General features: G+C 44.0%; 22 protein-coding genes and 2 tRNA genes. 10 read left to right on the top strand and 14 right to left on the bottom strand.

The genetic code is table 11. From position 1 onward, the window contains the following. Positions 1-22: 22 nt before the first annotated feature. Entirely contained in the window at positions 23-1,177 is a 1,155-nt protein-coding gene (locus tag Q9R21_RS07590) for a histidine kinase (RefSeq protein ID WP_311204057.1), read from the bottom strand. Here Q9R21_RS07590 and argH point away from each other — a divergent pair. Both argH and Q9R21_RS07580 read left to right on the top strand, forming a co-directional pair. Next, the gene (gene argH / locus Q9R21_RS07585; protein WP_253146627.1) at positions 1,168-2,598 is read left to right on the top strand and encodes an argininosuccinate lyase; all 1,431 of its coding nucleotides are present in this window, start codon (positions 1,168-1,170) and stop codon (positions 2,596-2,598) included. The two genes, Q9R21_RS07590 and argH, sit on opposite strands and share 10 nt — an antisense overlap. A 15-nt stretch (positions 2,599-2,613) precedes the next feature. Next, positions 2,614-2,883 carry an oxidative damage protection protein gene (locus Q9R21_RS07580; RefSeq protein ID WP_004278636.1) on the top strand — a complete coding sequence of 90 codons (270 nt, stop codon included), beginning with the start codon at positions 2,614-2,616 and terminating at the stop codon, positions 2,881-2,883. Between the two features lie 662 nt (positions 2,884-3,545). Here the strand turns inward: Q9R21_RS07580 and pgsA are convergent. From pgsA to uvrC, 3 genes are all read right to left on the bottom strand, one after another. Next, complete coding sequence (pgsA, locus tag Q9R21_RS07575) at positions 3,546-4,133, bottom strand: CDP-diacylglycerol--glycerol-3-phosphate 3-phosphatidyltransferase (RefSeq protein WP_016806864.1); 588 nt, start codon at positions 4,131-4,133, stop codon at positions 3,546-3,548. 107 nt (positions 4,134-4,240) lie between these two features. Further along, positions 4,241-5,035: a thioesterase family protein gene (locus Q9R21_RS07570; RefSeq protein WP_311204056.1), complete on the bottom strand. Its 795-nt coding sequence runs from the start codon at positions 5,033-5,035 to the stop codon at positions 4,241-4,243. A 115-nt stretch (positions 5,036-5,150) separates the two neighbouring features. Beyond that, on the bottom strand, positions 5,151-6,950 hold the full coding sequence (uvrC, locus tag Q9R21_RS07565; RefSeq protein ID WP_311204055.1) for an excinuclease ABC subunit UvrC: 1,800 nt from the start codon (positions 6,948-6,950) through the stop codon (positions 5,151-5,153). 225 nt (positions 6,951-7,175) lie between these two features. On the opposite strand from uvrC, the gene Q9R21_RS07560 reads away from it, so the two are divergent. Further along, positions 7,176-8,237, top strand: coding sequence for an AAA family ATPase (locus tag Q9R21_RS07560; RefSeq protein WP_311204054.1), 1,062 nt, complete (start codon positions 7,176-7,178; stop codon positions 8,235-8,237). Position 8,238: 1 nt separating this feature from the next. Here Q9R21_RS07560 and Q9R21_RS07555 read toward each other — a convergent pair whose 3' ends face one another. Beyond that, complete coding sequence (locus Q9R21_RS07555; RefSeq protein WP_311204053.1) at positions 8,239-8,667, bottom strand: PH domain-containing protein; 429 nt, start codon at positions 8,665-8,667, stop codon at positions 8,239-8,241. A 586-nt stretch (positions 8,668-9,253) separates the two neighbouring features. Between Q9R21_RS07555 and fadB the strand changes: the two genes are divergently transcribed. Both fadB and fadA read left to right on the top strand, forming a co-directional pair. Beyond that, positions 9,254-11,404: a fatty acid oxidation complex subunit alpha FadB gene (gene fadB, locus Q9R21_RS07550; protein WP_311204052.1), complete on the top strand. Its 2,151-nt coding sequence runs from the start codon at positions 9,254-9,256 to the stop codon at positions 11,402-11,404. A gap of 12 nt (positions 11,405-11,416) precedes the next feature. Then, positions 11,417-12,589 carry an acetyl-CoA C-acyltransferase FadA gene (gene fadA, locus Q9R21_RS07545; RefSeq protein ID WP_005108092.1) on the top strand — a complete coding sequence of 391 codons (1,173 nt, stop codon included), beginning with the start codon at positions 11,417-11,419 and terminating at the stop codon, positions 12,587-12,589. A 32-nt stretch (positions 12,590-12,621) separates the two neighbouring features. On the opposite strand, the gene Q9R21_RS07540 is transcribed toward fadA, so the two are convergent. Continuing rightward, complete coding sequence (locus Q9R21_RS07540; RefSeq protein WP_311204051.1) at positions 12,622-13,917, bottom strand: SIR2 family protein; 1,296 nt, start codon at positions 13,915-13,917, stop codon at positions 12,622-12,624. Between Q9R21_RS07540 and Q9R21_RS07535 the strand changes: the two genes are divergently transcribed. Next, entirely contained in the window at positions 13,918-14,850 is a 933-nt protein-coding gene (locus Q9R21_RS07535; RefSeq protein ID WP_311204050.1) for an IS5 family transposase, read from the top strand. A gap of 7 nt (positions 14,851-14,857) precedes the next feature. On the opposite strand, the gene Q9R21_RS07530 is transcribed toward Q9R21_RS07535, so the two are convergent. Beyond that, a complete protein-coding gene (locus tag Q9R21_RS07530; RefSeq protein WP_311204049.1) occupies positions 14,858-15,244 on the bottom strand; it encodes a hypothetical protein in 387 nt (128 codons plus the stop codon). A gap of 228 nt (positions 15,245-15,472) precedes the next feature. Here Q9R21_RS07530 and Q9R21_RS07525 point away from each other — a divergent pair, with 228 nt between their 5' ends. Next, positions 15,473-15,853, top strand: coding sequence for a hypothetical protein (locus Q9R21_RS07525; protein ID WP_311204048.1), 381 nt, complete (start codon positions 15,473-15,475; stop codon positions 15,851-15,853). 97 nt (positions 15,854-15,950) lie between these two features. On the opposite strand, the gene tehB is transcribed toward Q9R21_RS07525, so the two are convergent. The 7 genes from tehB to Q9R21_RS07490 all read right to left on the bottom strand — a co-directional run bounded on the left by tehB (position 15,951) and on the right by Q9R21_RS07490 (position 19,986). Further along, on the bottom strand, positions 15,951-16,817 hold the full coding sequence (gene tehB, locus Q9R21_RS07520) for an SAM-dependent methyltransferase TehB (protein ID WP_311204047.1): 867 nt from the start codon (positions 16,815-16,817) through the stop codon (positions 15,951-15,953). Positions 16,818-17,036: 219 nt separating this feature from the next. Beyond that, the gene (locus Q9R21_RS07515) at positions 17,037-17,309 is read right to left on the bottom strand and encodes a hypothetical protein (protein WP_071852129.1); all 273 of its coding nucleotides are present in this window, start codon (positions 17,307-17,309) and stop codon (positions 17,037-17,039) included. Positions 17,310-17,418: 109 nt separating this feature from the next. Beyond that, on the bottom strand, positions 17,419-18,168 hold the full coding sequence (locus Q9R21_RS07510) for a hypothetical protein (RefSeq protein ID WP_004729250.1): 750 nt from the start codon (positions 18,166-18,168) through the stop codon (positions 17,419-17,421). Positions 18,169-18,394: 226 nt separating this feature from the next. Further along, entirely contained in the window at positions 18,395-18,892 is a 498-nt protein-coding gene (locus Q9R21_RS07505; protein ID WP_180181451.1) for a hypothetical protein, read from the bottom strand. Between the two features lie 224 nt (positions 18,893-19,116). Next, positions 19,117-19,192 (bottom strand) — tRNA-Phe (locus Q9R21_RS07500). 137 nt (positions 19,193-19,329) lie between these two features. Continuing rightward, positions 19,330-19,405: transfer RNA gene (locus Q9R21_RS07495), tRNA-Phe, on the bottom strand. Between the two features lie 203 nt (positions 19,406-19,608). After that, positions 19,609-19,986, bottom strand: coding sequence for a GNAT family N-acetyltransferase (locus Q9R21_RS07490; RefSeq protein WP_004278652.1), 378 nt, complete (start codon positions 19,984-19,986; stop codon positions 19,609-19,611). Positions 19,987-20,082: 96 nt separating this feature from the next. Between Q9R21_RS07490 and hisB the strand changes: the two genes are divergently transcribed. The 3 genes from hisB (at position 20,083) to Q9R21_RS07475 (ending at position 21,943) form a co-directional block, all read left to right on the top strand. After that, positions 20,083-20,676 (top strand): imidazoleglycerol-phosphate dehydratase HisB, encoded by a 594-nt coding sequence (hisB, locus tag Q9R21_RS07485; protein ID WP_004729244.1) that lies wholly within the window; start codon positions 20,083-20,085, stop codon positions 20,674-20,676. Continuing rightward, the gene (gene hisH / locus Q9R21_RS07480) at positions 20,676-21,293 is read left to right on the top strand and encodes an imidazole glycerol phosphate synthase subunit HisH (protein ID WP_311204046.1); all 618 of its coding nucleotides are present in this window, start codon (positions 20,676-20,678) and stop codon (positions 21,291-21,293) included. The genes hisB and hisH overlap by 1 nt, the downstream gene beginning before the upstream one ends. Before the next feature lie 131 nt (positions 21,294-21,424). Further along, on the top strand, positions 21,425-21,943 hold the full coding sequence (locus Q9R21_RS07475; protein WP_311204045.1) for a DUF805 domain-containing protein: 519 nt from the start codon (positions 21,425-21,427) through the stop codon (positions 21,941-21,943). Position 21,944: the final 1 nt, after the last annotated feature.

Below are 21,944 nucleotides of genomic sequence, written 5' to 3'. Positions count from 1 at the left end.
CTGCGATTTCTTTGATTTATTTTTATTTATATTGATATCGCACTACCGTCGTAAACATCCCTTCGCCGGCAAAGGTTTGAAAAGTCACACTGGGTCCATAATAAGCTTGCAGACGCTGTCTGACATTTTCTATTGCAATACCATGTCCCTTTTTTAAAGTTTTATTATCCTGTGCATAAGGGTTCGTTATGATGATATTAATTTGATTTTGCAATATTTCAACCAATATGCTTATGGTACTCTTTGTAAGAATTTTTTCAACTCCATGGAAAATACTATTTTCTAACAAGGGTTGTAAAGTTAATAATGGAATTTGAACTTGTGAGTATAAGTCTTTGTTTTCTAACTTCCATTCAACCTGCAAACGCTCACCTAGACGGATCTGCTCAATCTCCAGATAACGCTGGCACAGATCAATTTCCTCCTGCAGGCTGACCAGTTTTAATTCCTGAAAACTGGCACGAAATAACCGTGACAAATTCAGCAGCATGTGCTCGGCTTTATCTGGATCAATACTGATCAGGCTGATCACACTGTTCATACTATTAAACAGAAAATGCGGTTGAATCCGCGCCTGCATGGCCTGAATTCTAGCATTCAGCTCGCTATGTTGCTGCTGCTCCCATTGCTCACGCAAGTAAAGATAACGAAAACAGAAAGTTCCCAGCAAAATCCCCAGACTTAAATGGAATCCAACCTGATCTAGCGCAATCGCCAGGTTTAAATCCTGAAAATTAAAATTCTGCCCGAAATGTATCAAAATATTCAGGTTCACTGTGGTCAGCAGTACAATTGCCTGTAACAGCAGAAATCCGGAAATTAACGCCAGTTTAATGCCCATACGCTGAAAGGCCTGATGGAACAGCTCGACCAATGCTGCAAAACATAACAGTACCCAGTTGATATACAGCATATATTGCAGCAGGCGCATCCCATTTAAAGCCTGCCAGGATTGTGCTTCTGCAAGCGCTAGAATCATGGCCAGAATATTGCCGCCAGCAAACAGTTCCAGCAAATAGCGTGAATTGCCGATCTGGCTAAAAAAATAGGAATTTTGCGTTTGTTCGTTCATCGATGCGAAAGATTGAGCAGATGTGACTTCGGCAATGGGCTTTGAATTTGTTATACTCTTTTTCGTTCTACTGCTTTTAATCTGATTGAGCCGACATGACCACATCTTCTAATTCCTCTAATCCATCACACGCCCAGACTTCGGGTATGTGGGGCGGTCGTTTCTCTGAAGCGACTGATGCTTTTGTTGCTGAATTTACAGCATCTGTTCAATTTGACCAACGTTTTTATAAACAAGATATTGCAGGCTCGATTGCCCATGCAACCATGCTGGCAAAAGTGGGCGTACTGACCGCGCAAGAACGCGATGACATTATTGAAGGTCTGACAGCGATTCAAGCCGATATTGAAGCAGGCAACTTTGAATGGCGCATTGATTTAGAAGATGTCCACATGAACATTGAGTCACGCCTGACTCAACGTATCGGCATTACCGGCAAGAAACTGCATACCGGTCGTAGCCGTAATGACCAGGTGGCTACAGATATCCGTCTTTATGTACGCGATGAAATCGATAGCATCCTGGAATTACTGAAAAAATTACAAAAAGGTATTTTAAGCTTAGCGGCTAAAAACACCGACACCATCATGCCGGGCTTTACCCACTTGCAAACCGCTCAGCCAGTGACTTTTGGTCACCATTTGATGGCTTGGTTTGAAATGCTGGTACGTGATTCAGAGCGTCTGATTGATTGCCGTAAGCGTGTCAACCGTATGCCGCTTGGTTCTGCTGCACTTGCAGGTACTACTTATCCAATCGACCGTGCTTATACTGCTGAACTGCTAGGTTTTGAAGCTGTTGCTGAAAACTCGCTGGATGCAGTATCGGATCGTGACTTTGCGATTGAATTTAATGCCGCTGCATCTTTAATTATGATGCATTTATCACGTATGTCTGAAGAACTGATTCTATGGACATCTGCACAGTTCAAATTCGTGAATATTCCAGATCGCTTCTGTACTGGCTCTTCAATCATGCCGCAGAAGAAAAATCCGGATGTGCCTGAACTGGTACGTGGTAAAACCGGCCGTGTCTATGGCGATTTGATGAGCCTGCTGACTTTAATGAAAGGCCAGCCTCTAGCCTATAACAAAGACAATCAGGAAGATAAAGAGCCATTGTTCGATGCGATCGATACAGTTCGTGGTTCACTCATGGCATTTGCTGACATGATTCCTGCACTGGTTCCAAACATTGCTGAAATGCGCGAAGCAGCGCTGCGTGGTTTCTCAACTGCGACTGACCTAGCTGATTACCTGGTGAAAAACGGCGTTGCATTCCGTGATGCGCACGAGATTGTAGGTAAAGCGGTTGCACTCGGTGTACAAGAATCTAAAGACCTGTCTGAATTGACACTCGAACAACTGCAACAGTTCTCTGACCTGATTCAAGCAGACGTATTTGAAAAAGCCCTAACTCTTGAAGCTTCGGTGAATGCCCGTAATCACATTGGTGGCACCGCGCCTGCTCAAGTGAAAGCAGCCATTGAGCGTGCACATGCGCGTTTGGAACAACTTTACGCATAATTTTGGAGTATGGATATGTCTCGACAAGTTTTTTGCCGTAAGTATCAGGCGGACATGGAAGGTTTAGACTTTGCTCCATTCCCGGGGCCAAAGGGTCAGGAATTGTTTGACACCGTGTCTAAGCAGGCTTGGCAAGAATGGCTAAAACACCAGACTACGCTAATTAATGAAAAGCGTTTGAACGTGTTTGAAGCAGATGCGAAAAAGTTTCTTGAAGAACAGCGTGAAAAGTTCTTTAACAATGATGCATCCCTAGAAAAAGCCGAAGGGCTGAAGCCTGAGTAAAAAAGAAAGCACTGCTTTTCTTTTTTACGTAAGACAAGGACGAAGTCCGCGTAGACTTTAATCTAAAAGAATCTCCAACTTTGGAGATTCTTTTTTATGTGTTGTTCTAAACATTACTCAAGACCAGCTAAGCACGTAGTTTTGAATGTAAAGAGCTCCCCATACAGAAGCTTTTCACATTAAAGCTCTGCTTTTCTTTTGTTACACGAGACAAAGATGAAGTCCGCGTAGGCATAAATCTATCCCCTATCTCAGGGGATTTTTTGACTAAATCTAGCAAATCTTACTAACCAATATTTAGGGCACAAAAAACAGATTTTCACTTATCCTATTTCGTCTATCGAGTCAGTCACTATCCTGCTGAAAAACATTTAGATTTGTATCAAAATAATGGATTGTAAAAGCAATATACAGAGTATTCACAAAACACAACATTCTGCTACAAGAAGCCACATGATTAAAAAAAACTGTCTCTCTATAATGAGCCCTAAGAAGATGAGATATCTTTGAATAACTATAATAATAAGCAACAAATACCCCGATTTCATCCCAGTTCTTCCCCCAAAGACTGGGTATTTTTTTGCCTGCAATTTGCCGATTGGCTTGATAATTTAAGCGCATAAAAAAAGCCCCCTTTCAAGGAGCTTCTCTTTTCATTTCGATTAAGGCTGTTTCAGATATGGCCAAGCCGCTTTCAGATAAATGAACATCGACCATAAAGTGAGTACCACTGCGGTGTATAGCAAGGCATACGCCAGCATTTCTAGCGGTGGCCAGTTCAGCAGGAATACGGTGATAGCGATCATCTGAAAAGCGGTTTTGTATTTACCCACTGTTGAAACCGCAACATTGGTCCGCGCACCGAGTTCTGCCATCCATTCACGCAGGGCTGAAACGGTAATTTCACGCGAAATAATTACAATCGCAGCAAAAGCCATCGACATGGAAGGCTGCCATTGCACCAATACAATCAGTGCAGCTGCGACCATCAATTTATCTGCAACCGGATCGAGAAACCGCCCAAAAGCGGAAGTCTGGTTTAATGTACGTGCCAGATAGCCATCAAACCAGTCCGTTACCGCAGCCACCACAAAAATCGTGGTCAAAATAATATGCCGCGTCATGTCGGGGTTATGGGCATCAAAGCCCATTGCAGGTGGCCAGTAAGCCACCAATAAAAATACCGGAATAAGAGCGATACGCGCCAAGGTCAAGATATTTGGAATATTCAGGATACGACCTGTAGTCATAGACACCGCCAATTGTTCCCCTCATGTACGATGAAAATGCACACTTTTTTAGAGGTTTGATCCATCATTAATAGGCTTCACTTTATACGAATTGACTTGCAGTGTCACTAGGCAAACACCGTCACTGTTTGTCTTGCCATCGCAATCAGGCGATTTTCGGCATCCCAGAGATAGGCATGCTCCGTCGCATAACCATCCGCAGCATAGTCGGTAAATACTTTATATTTAAACCAATCATGCAATTGATGTTGAACCGGATGCACATAGGTCACTGTCCAGGTCAGACTACTCGCAGGCGCCATGTTTTTAAACATCGGCAACACCCCAGGTGGCCAGATATCAAAAATAGCCATCAGGTCTGCGACCAGAAATTCACGGTTGTGATGCTTTTCAGGATGAAACCGGCACCAGCCACCAAAGTCCGGACGAGGACTGGCACTACAAGGTAGATTGACATCCGCCCAGGCTACTTCGAAATGGTCATAACAGTCTGGCATACCATAGCCAACAGGAATCTGAAACAGCTGCTCTGGCGCAGCATAGTCGGGTGCCTGAACTTGTTGCTGTACCTGAATCTCTGAATCACGGGAAATACCAAAACTGGCAATCAGAATACTTTGCACCGCGTCGTCCTGCCATAAGCGCACTTCAATCGTGGTCACTGACTTGCCTTGCCGCAGGATTTCAGCCGTCAACCGTACTTTGGCTTGCTGAATCGGGCCAACAAAGGTCACACTGCAACTGAGTAAATGCTTGGCCGGATCATTGATGTGAGTGACGGCTTTCTGCATCATCATCGCGGCAGCCAGACCGCCATACAGGGTACGCCCCTGTAGCCATCCCTGTGGAAACTCTACCCATTCCTGTTCGGCAATTTGTGTATAAAGTGCATGCAAAGACATGTTGATCCCTCAGTAAGTCTTGATGCTCAGTATATTCGGCAAAATTCATCAGGTTGTGAATGTCACGTGACCCATGCGTCAATGCGCATTTTTGCCCTTGCATTCGAACCCCAAGTTATTCATGCAGCACTTTATAAATCATCCGCGCCATGACTGAACCCAGTCCCGGCACCAGTTGCAGATCTCTTTCTGAGGCTTTCAGTACGCCCTGAATCCCGCCAAAATGGGTCAGCAAATCCCGACGGCGTTTTGGTCCGAGCCCCGGAATAACTTCCAGCACTGATGAACCTCGTTTCTTGTCACGTTTAGCACGATGCTTGGTAATCGCAAAGCGGTGTGCTTCATCACGTACCTGCTGAATCAGATGCAGCGCCTTATGATCCTCCGGTAATTGAATTTTACTGCCATCGGTAAAGTGCAGGGTTTCCAGACCGGGCTTACGTCCCTCACCTTTGGACACACCGACCATAAAGGCCTCTAAGCCTAGTTCCTGCATGACTTCCATCGCCATATGCAATTGCCCCTTGCCACCATCAATCAGCAGCAAGTCCGGTAACAGGGCTTTCTTATAACGACGGGTCAGCGCCTGACGCATGGCGGCATAGTCATCACCTGCCTGAATATCATGAATGGAAAACTGGCGATAGTCGCGCTTGCGCGCGCCCCCACTATCAAAGACCACACAGGAGGCCACGGTATCTTCACCCATAGTATGCGAAATATCGAAGCACTCAATCCGATCTACAGGACGGCCGACCACCTGCTCCAACTGATGAAAACGCTCATTTAATTCTATATGATTGGCCAGCTTGCCCTGAATCGCGTGCTGTACATTCATCTGCGCCAGTTCCAGCCATTCGGCGCGGGTTTCGCGGACTTTGGACTTGATCTGGATTTTCTTGCCAAAATGCTGCGACAGTGCCGCTTCCAGTTCTTTACGGTCAGCCACTTCCAGATTGACAATCAGTTCAGCCGGGATTTCATCGGCCACCTGAAAATAAAAATTGGCAATAAAATCGGCCAGCATCTGCCCTAGGTCATCACTAAGCATATCCGGGAAATAACTTTTTCCACCTAGCATTTTACCATTGCGCACATGCATGATCTGCACACAGGTCACCCCGGCCTGATAGGCAATCGACAGGATATCGGCTTCACCTTTGAGCTTATAGATCGCCTGCTGCGACTGTACGTCTCTTAACAACGCCATCCGGTCACGATAGAACACCGCTTTTTCAAATTCCAGCGCTTCAGCGGCCGCTTCCATTTTTGTGATCAGTTCCTGATTCAGCTCCTTGGTATCGCCCTGCAAAAAGCGGATCGAGTTATCGACATCTGCCTTATAGTCTTCCGGAGAAATAAATCCGACACAGGGCGCAGAGCAGCGTTTGATCTGGTATTGCAGACAAGGACGGGTCCGGTTGGCAAAAAAACTGTTTTCACAGGAACGCACATTGAACAGTTTTTGTAGCACCACCAAAGTATCCCGCGCCGTATAAGCACTTGGATAAGGTCCAAAAAACTTGCCCACCTGGTGCTTGCCCTTGCCACGCCCACTGGCTAAACGCGGATAGGGCTTATCTGCCGAAACAAAAATATAGACATAAGATTTGTCATCACGCAGCATGATGTTATACGGTGGATGATGCAGCTTGATCAGGTTCTGTTCCAGCAACAAGGCTTCAGTTTCAGAACGTACCACCAGGGTCTGGATATCATAAATCCGTGCCACCAAGGCCTGGGTTTTGGGATGATCCAGCGTTTTGACAAAATAGCTGGAGACCCGGTTTTTCAGGTTTTTGGCTTTACCCACATACAATAATTCACCGTCTTTGCCATACATCCGGTAGACCCCGGGCAGGCTGGTCATATTCGCCAGGATTTTTTCAATATGGGGGCGTGCGTTTTCGTTCACCTAAAGCCTATTTTTCACCTACAATCTGCAGATATATGTGATGATTGTTGCGTCATTTTCAAGCAAAAACACAAAATTTCCCTGAAGCTGCCACTTAATCTTAAAGTTCCTGTCGGGTTATCCCCCCAACCTATAATCCTCACGACATAAACTGATTGTTAAAAGCTATAAGTTTCAACCTTTAACTTTGTTATGCTCAAAAAGTCTAGTTTTGAGATGATTCGCATGACCCTGCAGCAATCGGGCATTCATATTGTTCAACCCTCCACCTCCACCCATCACCCGTCTGAACGTGCTCGCCTGATTGGTAAACCGCGTTTTCATTTCGAGCCGAGTAAGGTAATGCAACTGCTACGTGAACGGATTATTGGGCAGGATGCAGCCCTGAATGAAATTGAAAAAATGTTGCATGTGGTCAACGCAGATTTTTCCAGTCCGGATCGCCCTTTGTCGGTTACCTTGATGCTGGGCCCTACTGGCGTCGGTAAAACAGAAACCGTGCGTCTGATTGCCGATGCGATCTATGGCCGCCCGGATGCCTTTTGCCGGATTGATATGAATACTCTGGCACAGGAACATTATGCGGCGGCTTTGACCGGCGCACCGCCCGGTTATGTGGGATCAAAGGAAGGTCACAGCCTGTTTGATGAAACTGCGATTGCCGGCAGTCATACCCGTCCCAGCATCATGCTGTTTGATGAGCTGGAAAAAGCCAGTAACGAAGTGATTCGCGGCTTGATGAACGTGCTGGATACTGGCCGGCTGACCTTGACAGCGGGCACTAAAACTATCGATTTTCGCAACTGCATGATCTTTATGACCAGCAATGTCGGGGCACAGGCGGCGCAGCAATATCTGGAAAAACTCAGCTATCTGCCTGAGAAAATGCAGGCCCTGTGTCTGAAGCGCGTTCCCACCCAGCGCATCATTGAAAAAGTCATGCAGCGTAAATTCGACCCCGAGTTTCTGAACCGGATTGACCGCAGCCTAAATTATCAGGCGGTACAGCATGATGCGCTGCCACGTCTGGTCGAAATTGAACTGGATAAACTGAACAAGCGCTTGCAACATCAGCAACGCAGCGTGCATTTAAGCGCTTCAGCCAAAGCCTATTTCTATCAGGACCATGATATTCGTTATGGCGCCCGGCATTTGGGGCGCAAGATGCGTACCGAACTGGAGCCAATTCTGGCGCTGTATTTTTTAAACCAGCCTGAGCAATTCAGTCTGCATCTGGACTGTGTCGATGGACAGTTAGTAGTTCTGCCTGAGCAAGCAAAAGCTTAAATCATACAGACTCAATATCCGTTTTATTTAGCTGGAGTGCCTGCATAAAAGCGGTCTGATCTTTGGGTGAGACCAATATAAATTTCTGCACGCCCGCATCAGTATAGTCAATCCGCAGACGCTTTAAAGATAAGGCTGGCGCAATGATAGAGTGGTCTGTGGGCTGAATGGATTGGATTTCACTTAACGGAATCTTCCAGCTTAACCACAGGCTTTTTATGGTCAACACCCCATTGTCCATCACATAGCGCGTACTCCACAGCGGCCACCATAAAATGATAATAGTCAGGACATAAACCGCAGTGTGCAGCGGATATTGCTGCATAGTGCCTTTGGCCTGCATGGTCAGCAGTAGTTGCAGCAACAGGCCACTCATACAAATCACAAAAGCCAGCAGCCACCAGTCTTTTTTAGAACGAAATACGTGCATCGATATCCCCCATATCTTGGTGCATGATCATCATAAACAATTCCATAGCAGATGACAGGGATTCAACCCGGCAGGATGGAAATTATTTTAAATCACACATCGACAGGATCGTTCCCATTTTCGATCTCATCAGAAAAGTTCAGTAACTCAAATGATCTAATACACTGTTATTTGTGCTGATTAAATACTATCAGCAAAGACCTGAAAGCCCTGCGCTCAGCATACTTCGAGGCTAAAAATGGCAAGTTCAAGGATAGAAATTGACTGAATTGACAAAATTCCGCTAGAAATGCACCTTGAAAATCAGTCACCCTGCTCCATATCTATCAGGCTGATTGATAAAAAATAATGAATTGAAACAAAATCTTTGGTTCATCTTGTTTTAGAAAACTGAAAGGAAAAGTCATAGCGGTTCGAACCAATCCGGCAGAAATTGATGACCATTGCGTCACGGCTTGATACAACTTGTTATGTTCTTTTTGGATATAGTTATCGTAAGATTAGCGAAGTCAAAAAGTGCGCGGGACATGCGCACTTGCTTCACAACATCAACTTAGAAGTCCTCCAAAATAAAGGAGATCAGGGCATGATCCACGCTGGCAATGCCATTACCGTCCAAATGCTTGAGGACGGGATTGCAGAATTCCGCTTTGACTTACAAGGTGAGTCCGTTAACAAATTCAACCGTGCAACGATTGAAGATTTCAAGGCTGCTATCGAAGCCGTCTCCCATGCCGATATTCAAGGTCTGATTGTGACTTCAGGCAAATCTACATTTATTGTAGGTGCTGATATCACTGAATTCGGCGACAACTTTGCTCAGGGTGAACAAGCAATTGTTGACTGGGCAATGCCAGTACATGAAATTTTTAACAGCTTCGAAGACCTCGACATTCCTAAAGTGGCTGCCATTAATGGCATGGCACTGGGTGGCGGTTTCGAAATGTGCCTGGTGTGTGACTACCGTGTCATGTCAGAACAGGCACAAGTGGGCCTGCCTGAAATCAAGCTGGGGATCTTCCCGGGCTTCGGTGGTACAGTTCGTTTAAGCCGTCTAATCGGTATCGACAACGCGGTAGAATGGATGGCAATGGCCAATCCTAAGAAGCCAGCTGCTGCACTGAAAGACGGCGCAGTCGATGCTGTCGTTCCTGCTGACAAGCTACAAGATGCTGCACTTGATCTGGTAAAACAGGCGATTCATGGCCGTTTAGACTGGAAAACCAAGCGTCAGGAAAAACTCGATCCAGTTAAACTCAGCCCGATCGAACAGATGATGGCGTTTAACTCATCGAAAGGCATGGTTCTGGCAAAAGCGAATCCAGCTCAATACCCTGCACCAAAATTACTGCTTGATTCTCTTCAAGCGGGTGCGAGCCTGCATCGTGATGACGCGCTGAAAGCTGAAGCTGAAGGCTTTGCCAAAGCTGCGGTAACACCTCAGGCAGGTGCCTTGATCGGTTTGTTCCTGAACGACCAGATCGTGAAAAAAACCTCGAAGCGCTATGAAAAAGGTGCGCATCCAGTGAACCAGGCGGCTGTTTTAGGCGCGGGTATCATGGGTGGTGGTATTGCTTACCAGGCGGCAAGCAAAGGCACACCGATCATCATGAAAGACATCGGTAACCAGCAACTTGCTTTGGGTATGAAAGAAGCCAATGGTTTACTGACCAAACAAGTTGAACGTAAGAAGATGAAGCCTGCTCAAATGGGTGAAACTCTTGCGCGCATCCGTCCAACTTTAAGCTATGACGAGTTTAAAGAAGTGGACATCGTGATCGAAGCCGTGACTGAAAATCCAAAAGTCAAAGGTATCGTACTGAAAGAAACTGAAGCGAAAGTTCGTGACAACACGATCATTGCATCTAACACTTCTACGATTTCAATCACGCGTCTGGCTGAAAACCTGGAACGTCCTGAAAACTTCGTCGGTATGCACTTCTTTAACCCGGTACACATGATGCCACTGGTTGAAGTGATTCGTGGTGCGAAGACTTCTGACGAAGCGATTGCAACCACAGTCGTTCTGGCTCAGAAGATGGGTAAAACACCAATCGTGGTCAATGACTGCCCGGGCTTCCTGGTGAACCGCGTATTGTTCCCTTACTTCGGCGCATTTGACCTGTTGCTGAAAGATGGCGCTGACTTCCAGCAAATCGATAAAGTGATGGAAAAATTCGGCTGGCCTATGGGCCCTGCTTACCTGATGGACGTGGTCGGTATCGACACTGGCGTTCACGGTGCAGAAGTGATGGCTGAAGGCTTCCCGGATCGCATGAAGCCTGACTACAAAGGCTCGATCCAAGTCATGTACGAAAACAAACGTCTGGGGCAAAAGAATGACGTTGGTTTCTACAAGTATGAACTTGACCGTAAAGGCAAAAAAGCCAAAGTGGTTGATCCGACTGCGTATGAGCTTGTAGCCTCTGTTGCAACTTCGGAAAAACGTGAATTTGACGCTCAGGAAATCATTGACCGTATGATGCTGGCTTTCTGTAACGAAACAGTTCGTTGCCTGGAAGACAACATTGTAGCGACTGCTGCTGAAGCAGATATGGCGATGATCATGGGTGTTGGTTTCCCGCCATTCCGTGGTGGTCCATGCCGTTACATCGATCAAACCGGTGTAGCTGAGTATGTTGCGCTTTGCAATAAGTATGCGCACCTTGGTAAAGCTTATGAAGCGCCAGAAATGTTGCGTGACATGGCTGCTAACAACAAAAAATTCTACGGTTAAGGAGCAACGTGAATGGCTACTTTAAATCCACGTGACGTTGTCATCGTCGATGGCGTACGTTCAGCAATGGGTAAAACCAAAAACGGTATGTTCCGCAATGTACGTGCCGACTCGATGTCTGCTGAGCTTGTCCGTGCCCTCTTGGTACGTAACGAATTCGACCCGCATGAAGTTGAAGACGTAATCTGGGGCTGTGTGAACCAAACCCTAGAACAAGGTATGAACATTGCCCGTAATATCGCATTACTGGCAGACCTGCCGAAGACTGTTGCAGGTCAAACGGTGAACCGTCTTTGTGGTTCGTCTATGCAGGCGATTCACACTGCGGCTGCGCAAATTGCAACGAACCAAGGTGATATCTTCATCATCGGTGGTGTTGAGCATATGGGCCATGTGGGTATGATGCACGGCATCGACCTGAACCCGGAAGCATCAAAGCATTATGCCAAGGCATCGAACATGATGGGTTTGACTGCGGAAATGCTGGGTCGCATGAACGGCATTAGCCGTGAAGAACAGGATGCGTTTGGTGTGGAATCACATCGCCGTGCCTGGGCTGCGACTGAAAACGGTCTGTTCCAGAATGAGATCGTCGGCATTGAAGGTCATAATGCAGATGGCTACAAAATCCTGTGTGATATCGATGAAGTGATCCGTCCAGATGCGAACCTTGAATCGTTCAAATCTTTGCGTCCAGTGTTCGATCCGAAAGGCGGTACAGTAACTGCAGCGACTTCATCAGCCTTGTCTGATGGCGCTTCTGCAATGTTGTTGATGTCTGCTGAACGTGCTCAAGCTTTAGGTCTTAAGCCACGCGCTGTAATTCGCTCTATGGCGGTTGCAGGCTGTGATGCGGCGATCATGGGTTATGGTCCGGTTCCAGCAACGCAAAAAGCGTTGAAACGTGCTGGCCTGTCAATTGCTGATATTCAGACTTTTGAATTGAACGAAGCCTTTGCTGCACAAGGTCTATCTGTTCTTAAAGGCTTAGGCATTTATGATAAGCAAGACATCGTGAACCATAACGGTGGCGCGATTGCATTGGGTCACCCATTGGGTTGTTCTGGTGCGCGTATCACAACAACATTGCTGAACGTAATGGAACAGCAAGATACGCAAATCGGTCTTGCGACGATGTGTATCGGCCTAGGTCAAGGTATTGCGACCATTATCGAACGTGTTTAATTCTTAAATACCGAGATAAAAAGAAACCCCGCTTAATGCGGGGTTTCTTTTTTATTGACTAAGCAATCATAAATACAAACTAAACGCTTATAGTTAGAATTATTCCAGCTTTCTTCGAATTTTTCTTTTAGATAATCTAATAAAATTCTTAGATTCTCCTCTGAGCTATTATCAACAATATATTGACCTAAATAGTCAGCACGAATTGAATCGCTAAACTGAGTATTTTTAATTAATTCAAGAATACTTAATGAAGAAAGGTTCTTCGCTCTATATGATTTTCTATAGCCATTAGCTATCTTAGAAATAAATGTTCTTTCATTAAAATTAAATAAATTTTTAAAATTCTCAGGCGCATTTTTAAAAGGCTTATAATTTGGGTCAGCTTTAATAAATCTTTGAATAGGTACATAAACTGCTGACTTGCAAATATCTGGAAGTGTATTATTTAAAATTTGTGCTCTATCAAACTCAATATCTCCATATATAGCATCCGATAGAATCATTTTGAAATTAACACCTTTTAAGCCAACTTCACTATATCCTTGTTGAGCAACACCAAAACCTGCAACAAACTCAATTTTATTTGTTCCCTGCATGATTTCTTCAACATTTGTAGCACAGTATAATTTTTTATCTGGTGCCGCACCTTGAACTATTTCATAAAATTGCTCTCTAAAAATACGCAATATATAAGCAGGGATTTGACGTTCATTACCTTGTAGAGCTAAATAAACTTTCGAAAAATTATCAGTTCTAATTTCTGTTATAGGAATACTTATATTATCTACAAAACTAAAGTGTGTTTTAGAAATAGAATCCTCTCCTCCCTTTTCCCAACTAATAAAAATCAGATTATTTGCTAATTTAGCTCTATGTTCATCATTTGACATCATTTCTGAGATAGAACATAAAATAGATCTTATATTTTCATCATTCATAGAATAACCAATGAATATAATTGGATGTTCTAAAAATATTGAGAGAAGCTTTGCTGCTAAATATCTATTCTTTTTATGAAAATCCTCATAATCATTTTTTGTTAAAACTAGTGATTTTGGATCTGTACAACATCCATGAATTTTATAAATTTCAGCTATTTTTTGAGGATTTGAAAACAGCAAATTTCCTTGACCTACATAAACTTTATAATTTTCTTCTTCAAAGAGATGCTCTAAAAGTAAATCCCAATTTGTCGTAATAATTCCATCAATAATCGTTTTCTTTGATGTAAGAATATTTAATTCATCTAGTAGTTCTTTCTTATGAATATCAGCTTTGTTGCACAAACCTATCTGTAAAGGCTTTTTCAGCGATATAATTTTCAAATGAAGAAGCCTACACACAAAATCTACCGCACAACCAATTGGCCCGCATATAACCGAGCACTCATGAGTCGCGGAAATATTGCCATTTGGTTTGATCCTGCTACGCAATGGTATGCTCCGTCCATCGGTAAACAAGGGCGAAATCAAACCTACTCCGACGCAGCCATCCAATGCTGCTTAATGATTAAATCCTTATTCCGTCTGTCTTTACGTATGGTCACTGGCTTTGTGCAAAGTCTGATTAAACTTTGCGGATTAAATTGGATAGCTCCAGATTACACCACGCTTTGTAGAAGACAAAAGCATATTGATATTGTAATCAGCTACCAAAAAAGTAGCGATGGGCTGCATCTACTCATGGACTCTACAGGCATGAAGTTTCTAGGTGAGGTCGAATGGAAGCGCAAGAAACATGGACCTGAATATCGTCGCCAATGGCGTAAACTACATATTGGTATAGATGCCAAAACCCTGCAAATACGAGCAGTTCAGCTTACAACCAATAATGTCAGTGATTCACAAGTGCTTGGTGATTTACTTGATCAGATTCCACAAGATGAGCGGATTGACTCTGTTTATACCGATGGAGCTTATGACACCAAGCAATGCCGTCAGGTCATTGCAGATCGGCAAGGGCATGCGGTGATTCCACCTAGAAAAAATGCGAAACCATGGAAAGATACAAAGATTAGCTCGCTAGAACGAAATGAATTACTTCGAACAATTAAACGTTTAGGCAGGACACTATGGAAAAAATGGTCAGGCTATCATCGGCGAAGTTTGGTTGAAACTAAGATGCATTGCATCAAATTATTAGGAGATAAACTCAGTGCAAGGAGTTTTGATAGCCAAGTCAATGAGATCCATGCACGTGTAGCAGTCCTTAACAGATTTACGGAATTAGGTCGACCACTTACCCAAGTTACGCCTTAAATTTGGCTCAATTAGGGGCGCTTTGCATTTCAAATCTTTGTGCAACAAAGCCATGAATATCTAATGATTTTAGATAATTACAAATATCATATCTTAATGGAGAAGATATATGAGCATACCAATCCGCCTGACTAGATATTATGTGTGAATCAGGTAGTGACCACCAATAATCAGAATATGGCTCTGCCATTTTTTCCGCTGCCAATGCTAGATCACCGTTACTTTCACTGATATAACGGATAAATCCTGAAGGTAAATTCGATCCAAATCGACTTAGTAAACCTTTCCAATCTTCTAAGCCTAGATAACGTCTTGAGAATCCTGAGCCTATAAAAAGAAATGGAGCTGTTGGACTTTCTTTAATTATTTCTTTTAAACTTTCCGTAATATCCAAAAAAGACCCCAAATTATAAAATATGTATTTAAATGATTATAGTAATGGTAGTTAGTTTATTTTTCCATCAGAACACCTCTATAGCCAAATTATGTTTAATTTTTATAAATGTTATTTATTTGTAAAATTGGTTTATTTCTCAATCATTTAAAACTTATTTATGAATTACTTAAATTTTATATGCGTATGATCAAGCCTCTTTTTTTCTATTTCCTTAAAAGGGTTTATATGAACATGCTTAAAACAATGATCGCAACTGCAATCGTAGCGACTTCTGCATCTGCAATGGCAACTGAAGCTCAAGTTGCGCCAGCAACTGTTGTAACTAAAACAACCCAAACTGTTGCCAAAGAAGCTGCTGCACCTGTACAAGCGAAAGTTGAAGCGACTCAAGCGACTGTTGCTGCAACTCAACAAGCGACTGAAACTAAAGCTGAAGCAGTAAAAACAGAAGCGACGACTCAAGTAGAAACGGCTCAAGCTACAGCAGAACAACACGTCGAAGCTGCAAAAACTGAAGCAGTAGAAACCAAAGACGCGGCTGCTGAAAAAGCAGAAGTAAAAGCCGAGAAAAAAGGCTGGTTCTCTTGGTTTAAAAAAGCAGCTTAAGATTTTTTAAGCATAAAAAAAGATGTCATCCTGACATCTTTTTTTGTTTTAGGTGGTTTCATTTAAATTCGATAATTTAAAAAAAATCCTCAATCTTCTATTCAGCCTTCTGCGCCAGCATCGTGGTAAAATGCTGCTTAATCCGCTGGCCCTGCTCATCGACACGATACAGCTCACCGATATCTTCATTGTATTTCACAATATTCCAGCCCTCATAATATCCTCGCAATTCTCCCGGCTGAAAAGCAAATGGAAAATCGGCTTGTGCCGGAATATCTGGCGTATCCATGGCACAGACAATCAAATTATAGCCACCCGGCACGGTCGCCTGCTGCATCTGTGCAATGAGCGGTGGAATGGTTTTCGCCTCAAGGAACATCATCACTACAGTACAGTAGATAAAGTCATATTGGCCTGCAATGCTGGTATCCGTGTTAAGGTCGCGGCGCTGTACCTGCATATGATCAATCTGCTCGGTCTGCACAATCTGTCTTAAAGTCTGCAAACTGTTTTCGTTAACATCCCAGGCATCGACATTAAAGCCGTTCTGACTCAAATAAAGCGCATTACGGCCTGTACCACAGCCGACGTCCAGCGCACAGCCACCTTTTAAATAGGGCATCGCTGCCAGCACTTCAGAATGGGTAGGATTTAACTGATATTTCTTGATGAAGTAATCCTCAGGCCGGCAGTAAAAACGCAGCTGGCATTCGATATTCTCACTGGCAGAAACAATTTTGTGCCAGGCCTCAGGCTCAATAAATGGCGGTTGCTGCTCTGGTGTAAACACATGCTCGGATTGCACTGCGCCAGATTCTTCCAGCATGGCAAAACGCAGCTCACCTTTTAATACTGTCAGTTTCGCCCAGGTACCCGCTTTGGTATTGTGCTGATTCTTGAAGCCCTGAGGAATACTCTGCTGAGTCCAGACTGGAAGTTCCTTATAACATTTCAACTGTTGCATAATTTTTTGCCCTCCATATCATCCATGCTCCGCCTGTCATTCTTTTGGCAGCGGTAATAAGTTTCAGCATAGCCTGTTCAAATCGGAATTGGAATCAGCGCCTGTTCGTACTGTGCCGATGCATGCAACAGCAAGATCAATACCAGATCTAGAAAAATAAAAAAGCTGCCTCTATTCAGACAGCTCGGTTGTATATCAATGAGGAATATGGCGACTCGATTAATGTAGCAGTTCCGACTTCAGCCAGTTGATGTATTTGTCCTGATCCATAAAATCCGGTGCGCTCCCCAGATCCAGACTGAAATACTGCTGATTGAACTGAATCACAATCTGTTCGGTATAGTGCCAGTCCTCGATCAGCGTGAAATATTGATTCAAGAACAACCGGTTCTTGTCCCCGTTATTCATCCTTTCTAATTTTGGATCTGTTTTATTTGCGACAAACTCACCGTACACCTGCTGAATATCAGCAAAAACCTGAATTGTTTGCATGACTCACCTGCTTGAATGTTATGTCGTGATCTGTGCGACCCCTTCAATTTAGCAAGCGAGTTTGAACAGCAAATGACAGTCCTATGGCAATCCTGTCATCTAAGTCAGGTTACAACTTATTTTCAACCGCTTTCTGGTTGGCAGTCGCCACTCGTTCCATCTGCTTATTCAAGTGCAGCATTTCTTTATACAGCGCATTAAACTCTTGCACGGCTTTATCGTCATAGAACATAAAGGTGTTATTTTTCTTTTGCCATTTATGCTTTTTCAGTACTGCAAATAAGGCATCAGCCTTGGCCAGCGTCTGTTTTTCAATTTCAAAAATGACATGTGCATTACTATTTTGCTGACTGTCTTTCAGGGTCAGGCTCAGTTGCTGGCGATAACGGTTTTTAATATCCAGTTGTTGTGCCTTGTCGATCAGCTCGGCATCGCGCTGCTGGATTTTCTGCTGATAGCTGTTCACAATCTGATGGACTTGCTTGAGCATGGCTTCAGTTTCTTTATAGCCTTGTGCCTGATCCTTGGCCAAGCGGTCGATATTCAGAAAATTCTGCCAGTTGGCGGCTTTTAAGTCGCGTAGATACTGATTGCGTTCCTCGGCACTATCGCGCAATTGCCCCAGCATAAACTCAGCCATGATGGCATAGTCACCATCCAGACGGTCATCTTCAAGTTCAATCTGAATCGGTTTAGACCAGTCCTGTGCCTGCTGCGCAATGCTCTCGGTTTTTTCTTCGAGCACGGTTTCATATTCGAGCAGCTCGGCCTGATGTTTTTGCTGAACCGAATTCTGATAAAACAGCCCAATAAAAATTGCCAGTGTCACAGCGGCTACAATCATAAAAACACGCGGCATGTATACGCTCCAGCTCTGTCAGTCAGATCTTGTTGATTTACATCCACTATGCTTATTTTTTAAACACAATTCAAGGCATTTGATTTTTCCAATAATATGTCTAGCTTAGACAGAAATTGCTCCTCTCACAAAGCCACCCTTTCCCAGAACACTATTTTGTCGATCTCGTTGCATGACAGCTTGAATAAGCTTGTTAAACAAAATTATCTAGACCGACAGGCGCACATTATGGGGAATTAAATGGCAGGCTCAGATTCAGCCGGTTCGGATCGAATTGTTCCCGAACAATATTCACATTGGTGGCATCGCGGTTAATTCCAAAAGGTTGCAGCAGTACATATACCCCATTTCTTGGGTCTGAAGACTGCAAGCCCTGTGCGATGGCCAATACATATTCGCGAAACACCACAGGCAAGCTATCCAGATCAGGATCGGCAGGTGCACGCATCACATCAATATTCGCCACTACGTCGCCGTCCACGCTATAGGCTTGAATTTCACGTTCAATTTTCATCAGGCGCATTTGCAGGGCCTTACGCTGGCTGTTCTGCTCCTGATAAGGCAACATTTTTTCAGTCACGGCGCGCAGTTCCGGTTCCGCCATGACGGTCAGAGTCGGCAAGACGACAGAATCAGCAGCAGGCGCAGCATGGCTTAATATCGGTAGGCTAAAAGCAGTACAGGCCGTAAGAAAGCCGAGTTTAATTGGTGTTAGGAGATTCATCATTTTCACCCTCGTTTGGAAAAGGGAAAGCGTCAAAGCTAAATCTTACAAATAATGCCCGTGTCTATTGTTAAGTTTGATAAACGGTCAATCAGGAAGAAAAAAGCAGGAAACGTCGAAAAAGAAGAAGTTGAAACAACTGAAAAATAGAAAAGAATAATGTTGATCTGGCTTTGGTGCAGGCAAAAAAAATCCCCAAACCAAGTTTGAGGATTTTTTGAATATGGTGGCGAGACCCAGGATCGAACTGGGGACACACGGATTTTCAATCCGTTGCTCTACCTACTGAGCTATCACGCCGATGCGGTGTATTAAGCCGTATCTGGCCTCATTAGTCAATCAAAATTATGAAAAAAATATTTGAGTGGCTGATTTTTGGCCTAAAAAAAATCCCTGATGGGATCAGGGATTGAAAACTTTGAAATCGTTTTAAAATATGGTGGCGAGACCCAGGATCGAACTGGGGACACACGGATTTTCAATCCGTTGCTCTACCTACTGAGCTATCACGCCGATGTCGCGTATTAAACAGTTTCAGCTGTAAATCGTCAAGAGCAGAGAGAATAATTTTCGTTAAATGTTTACTTTTCCATCAACTCGCGTGAATTTGAGTCATAAATCGAACAGTTTTTACCAAAGACCTCAGTAATAAAACAGATTTAAGCGTTTATTTACATAAAAAAGCAGCCTAATGGCTGCTTGATATTGCTCTATCTTCAGATTTTTTCCAGATTGGCCAGACAGCGATGAATGGCCCCACAGCCTGGCACGAAGTTTTTCACGCCTTTTTCTTCTTCCATGCGGCAGACCTCACTCACCAGCCTTTCTGCAACGCCACGACCGCGATTGGCCGGATGCACCACAATATTTTCCAGAATCCGGCTTTCACCCTGTCCGGTGCACCAGATTGCCCCAATAATTTTGCTATTAAATTCTGCGCTATAAACTGAGGTATACTGTGCAAGGTTTTGCTCTAGTTGTTCCATGGCATCTGCCCCGTCACTAAATTCAGGGCTCGTGTCATACAGTCGCTCAAGCTGGCTGCGCACTTCGTCATTTTCTAAAGAAGTATAAGCATGTACGGTGATAGGCATTGATAAACCCTCCTGAGCAATCTAATATGCGGTGACTTCGTCACGGCGAAAATATTTTCTACATCAATCATTTTGACGTATTTGAGGAACGTGTCTATGACAGATCGTATCAGTGAAGTGGTAAGAAATACCAACGAAACCAAAATTCGAGTTCGTTTGAATCTCGACGGTACTGGTCAAGGCACCTTAAACACGGGTATTCCCTTTTTAGATCATATGATTGATCAAATCAAGCGTCATGGCCTGTTTGATATTGATATTCATTGTGATGGCGATCTGGAAATCGATGACCATCATACTGTGGAAGACTGCGGTATTACGCTGGGTCAGGCATTTGCACAGGCATTGGGCGATAAAAAAGGCCTGAAACGCTATGGTCATTTCTATGCGCCACTCGATGAGTCTTTAAGCCGTGTCGTGGTAGATCTGTCTGGCCGTCCGGGTCTGTTTATGGATATTCCATTTACCCGTGCCATGATCGGCCGTTTTGATGTGGACCTGTTCTCTGAATTTTTCCAGGGCTTTGTAAACCATTCTTTGATGACGGTGCATATCGACAACCTGAAAGGCAAAAACAGCCATCACCAGATCGAAAGCGTATTTAAAGCATTTGCGCGTGCGCTGCGTATGGCCTGTGAAGTGGATCCACGTGCTGCCAATACGGTAGCTTCAACCAAAGGTACACTGTAATGACCCGTATTGCCCTTCTTGATTATGGCATGGGAAATTTGCACTCTGCGGCAAAAGCATTAGAACATGTCGGTGCCACGGTAGATGTGACCAATGATCCTAAACTGATTGCGCAAGCAGACAAGATTGTCTTTCCGGGCGTAGGTGCGATGCGTGACTGCATGCAAGGTATGCACGAAGCCGGGATTGATGAAGTGGTACGTAATGCCGTATTTAACAAACCGGTACTGGCCATTTGTGTCGGCATGCAAGCCTTGATGCAGCATTCGGAAGAAAATGGCGGTACCGATGCACTGGGTATTTTCGAAGGTGCGGTCAAGCATTTTCCGGAAATGGCGGGTTTAAAAGTGCCGCATATGGGCTGGAACCAGGTGCATCAGGCTGATCCTGACCATCCGATGTGGAACAATATCGAACAGGACGCGCGTTTTTACTTTGTGCACAGTTACTATGTAGAACCACAAGATTCAGAATTGGTGGCAGCTACTTGTACCTATGGTATTGAGTTCTGTACTGCAATTCATAAAGAAAACCTGTTTGCGACCCAGTTCCATCCGGAAAAGAGCCATACCGCCGGTTTGCAGTTATTGAAAAACTTTGTGGACTGGAAAATCTGATTTTCCTTTCGCCTAAAAAGCTCGCAAATTGCGAGCTTTTTTATTGATTGTTTTTTACACTTTTCATTTATAAAAAATCCCTTTATCATAGACTTACTTATAAAAAATCTAATGAAAACAAAGGAAAAATAATGAGTAATACAATTCAGGATTCGGGGTGGAATGCATCAGGACGTTTTGGGCGACGTTCTTATATCGCATGGAATATGCTGCTTGGTTTTTGCTTTATGATCATCGGAATCATTGCTGCTTTCATTTTGCCTGGAATGAGTCCCGAGACTTTAGATGGTAAAATGTCCATGCCTTTAATGGTGATGTTGGTTTTGATCTACGGCGTTGCGATTTATTTTAGCGTGATTTTTTTAATTCGTCGTTTACATGACCGTAATCATAATGGCTGGCTTTCTTTACTGATTTTTGTGCCGGTCGTAAACCTTGTCTTTACACTTTACCTGTTATTGGCACCCGGTCACAACGAAAGTAATGACTATGGTTCTCCACGCACCACACGTGGCTGGGAAACTCTTTTGGTGGTGCTGTATCTGGTACTCGCAGTTATTTTGGCAGCCTTTGCTGTCCCTGCTTATCAGAATTATGTTGAGCGTGCTCAACAGGCGCAGATCGAACAGAGTAGCTATCATACTGATTAAT

The sequence above is a fragment of the Acinetobacter sp. RG5 genome, assembly GCF_031844265.1.
GTDB lineage: Bacteria > Pseudomonadota > Gammaproteobacteria > Pseudomonadales > Moraxellaceae > Acinetobacter.
Note: the sequence above shows the minus strand (reverse complement) of the source record. Positions and strands in the feature narration are given on the sequence as shown.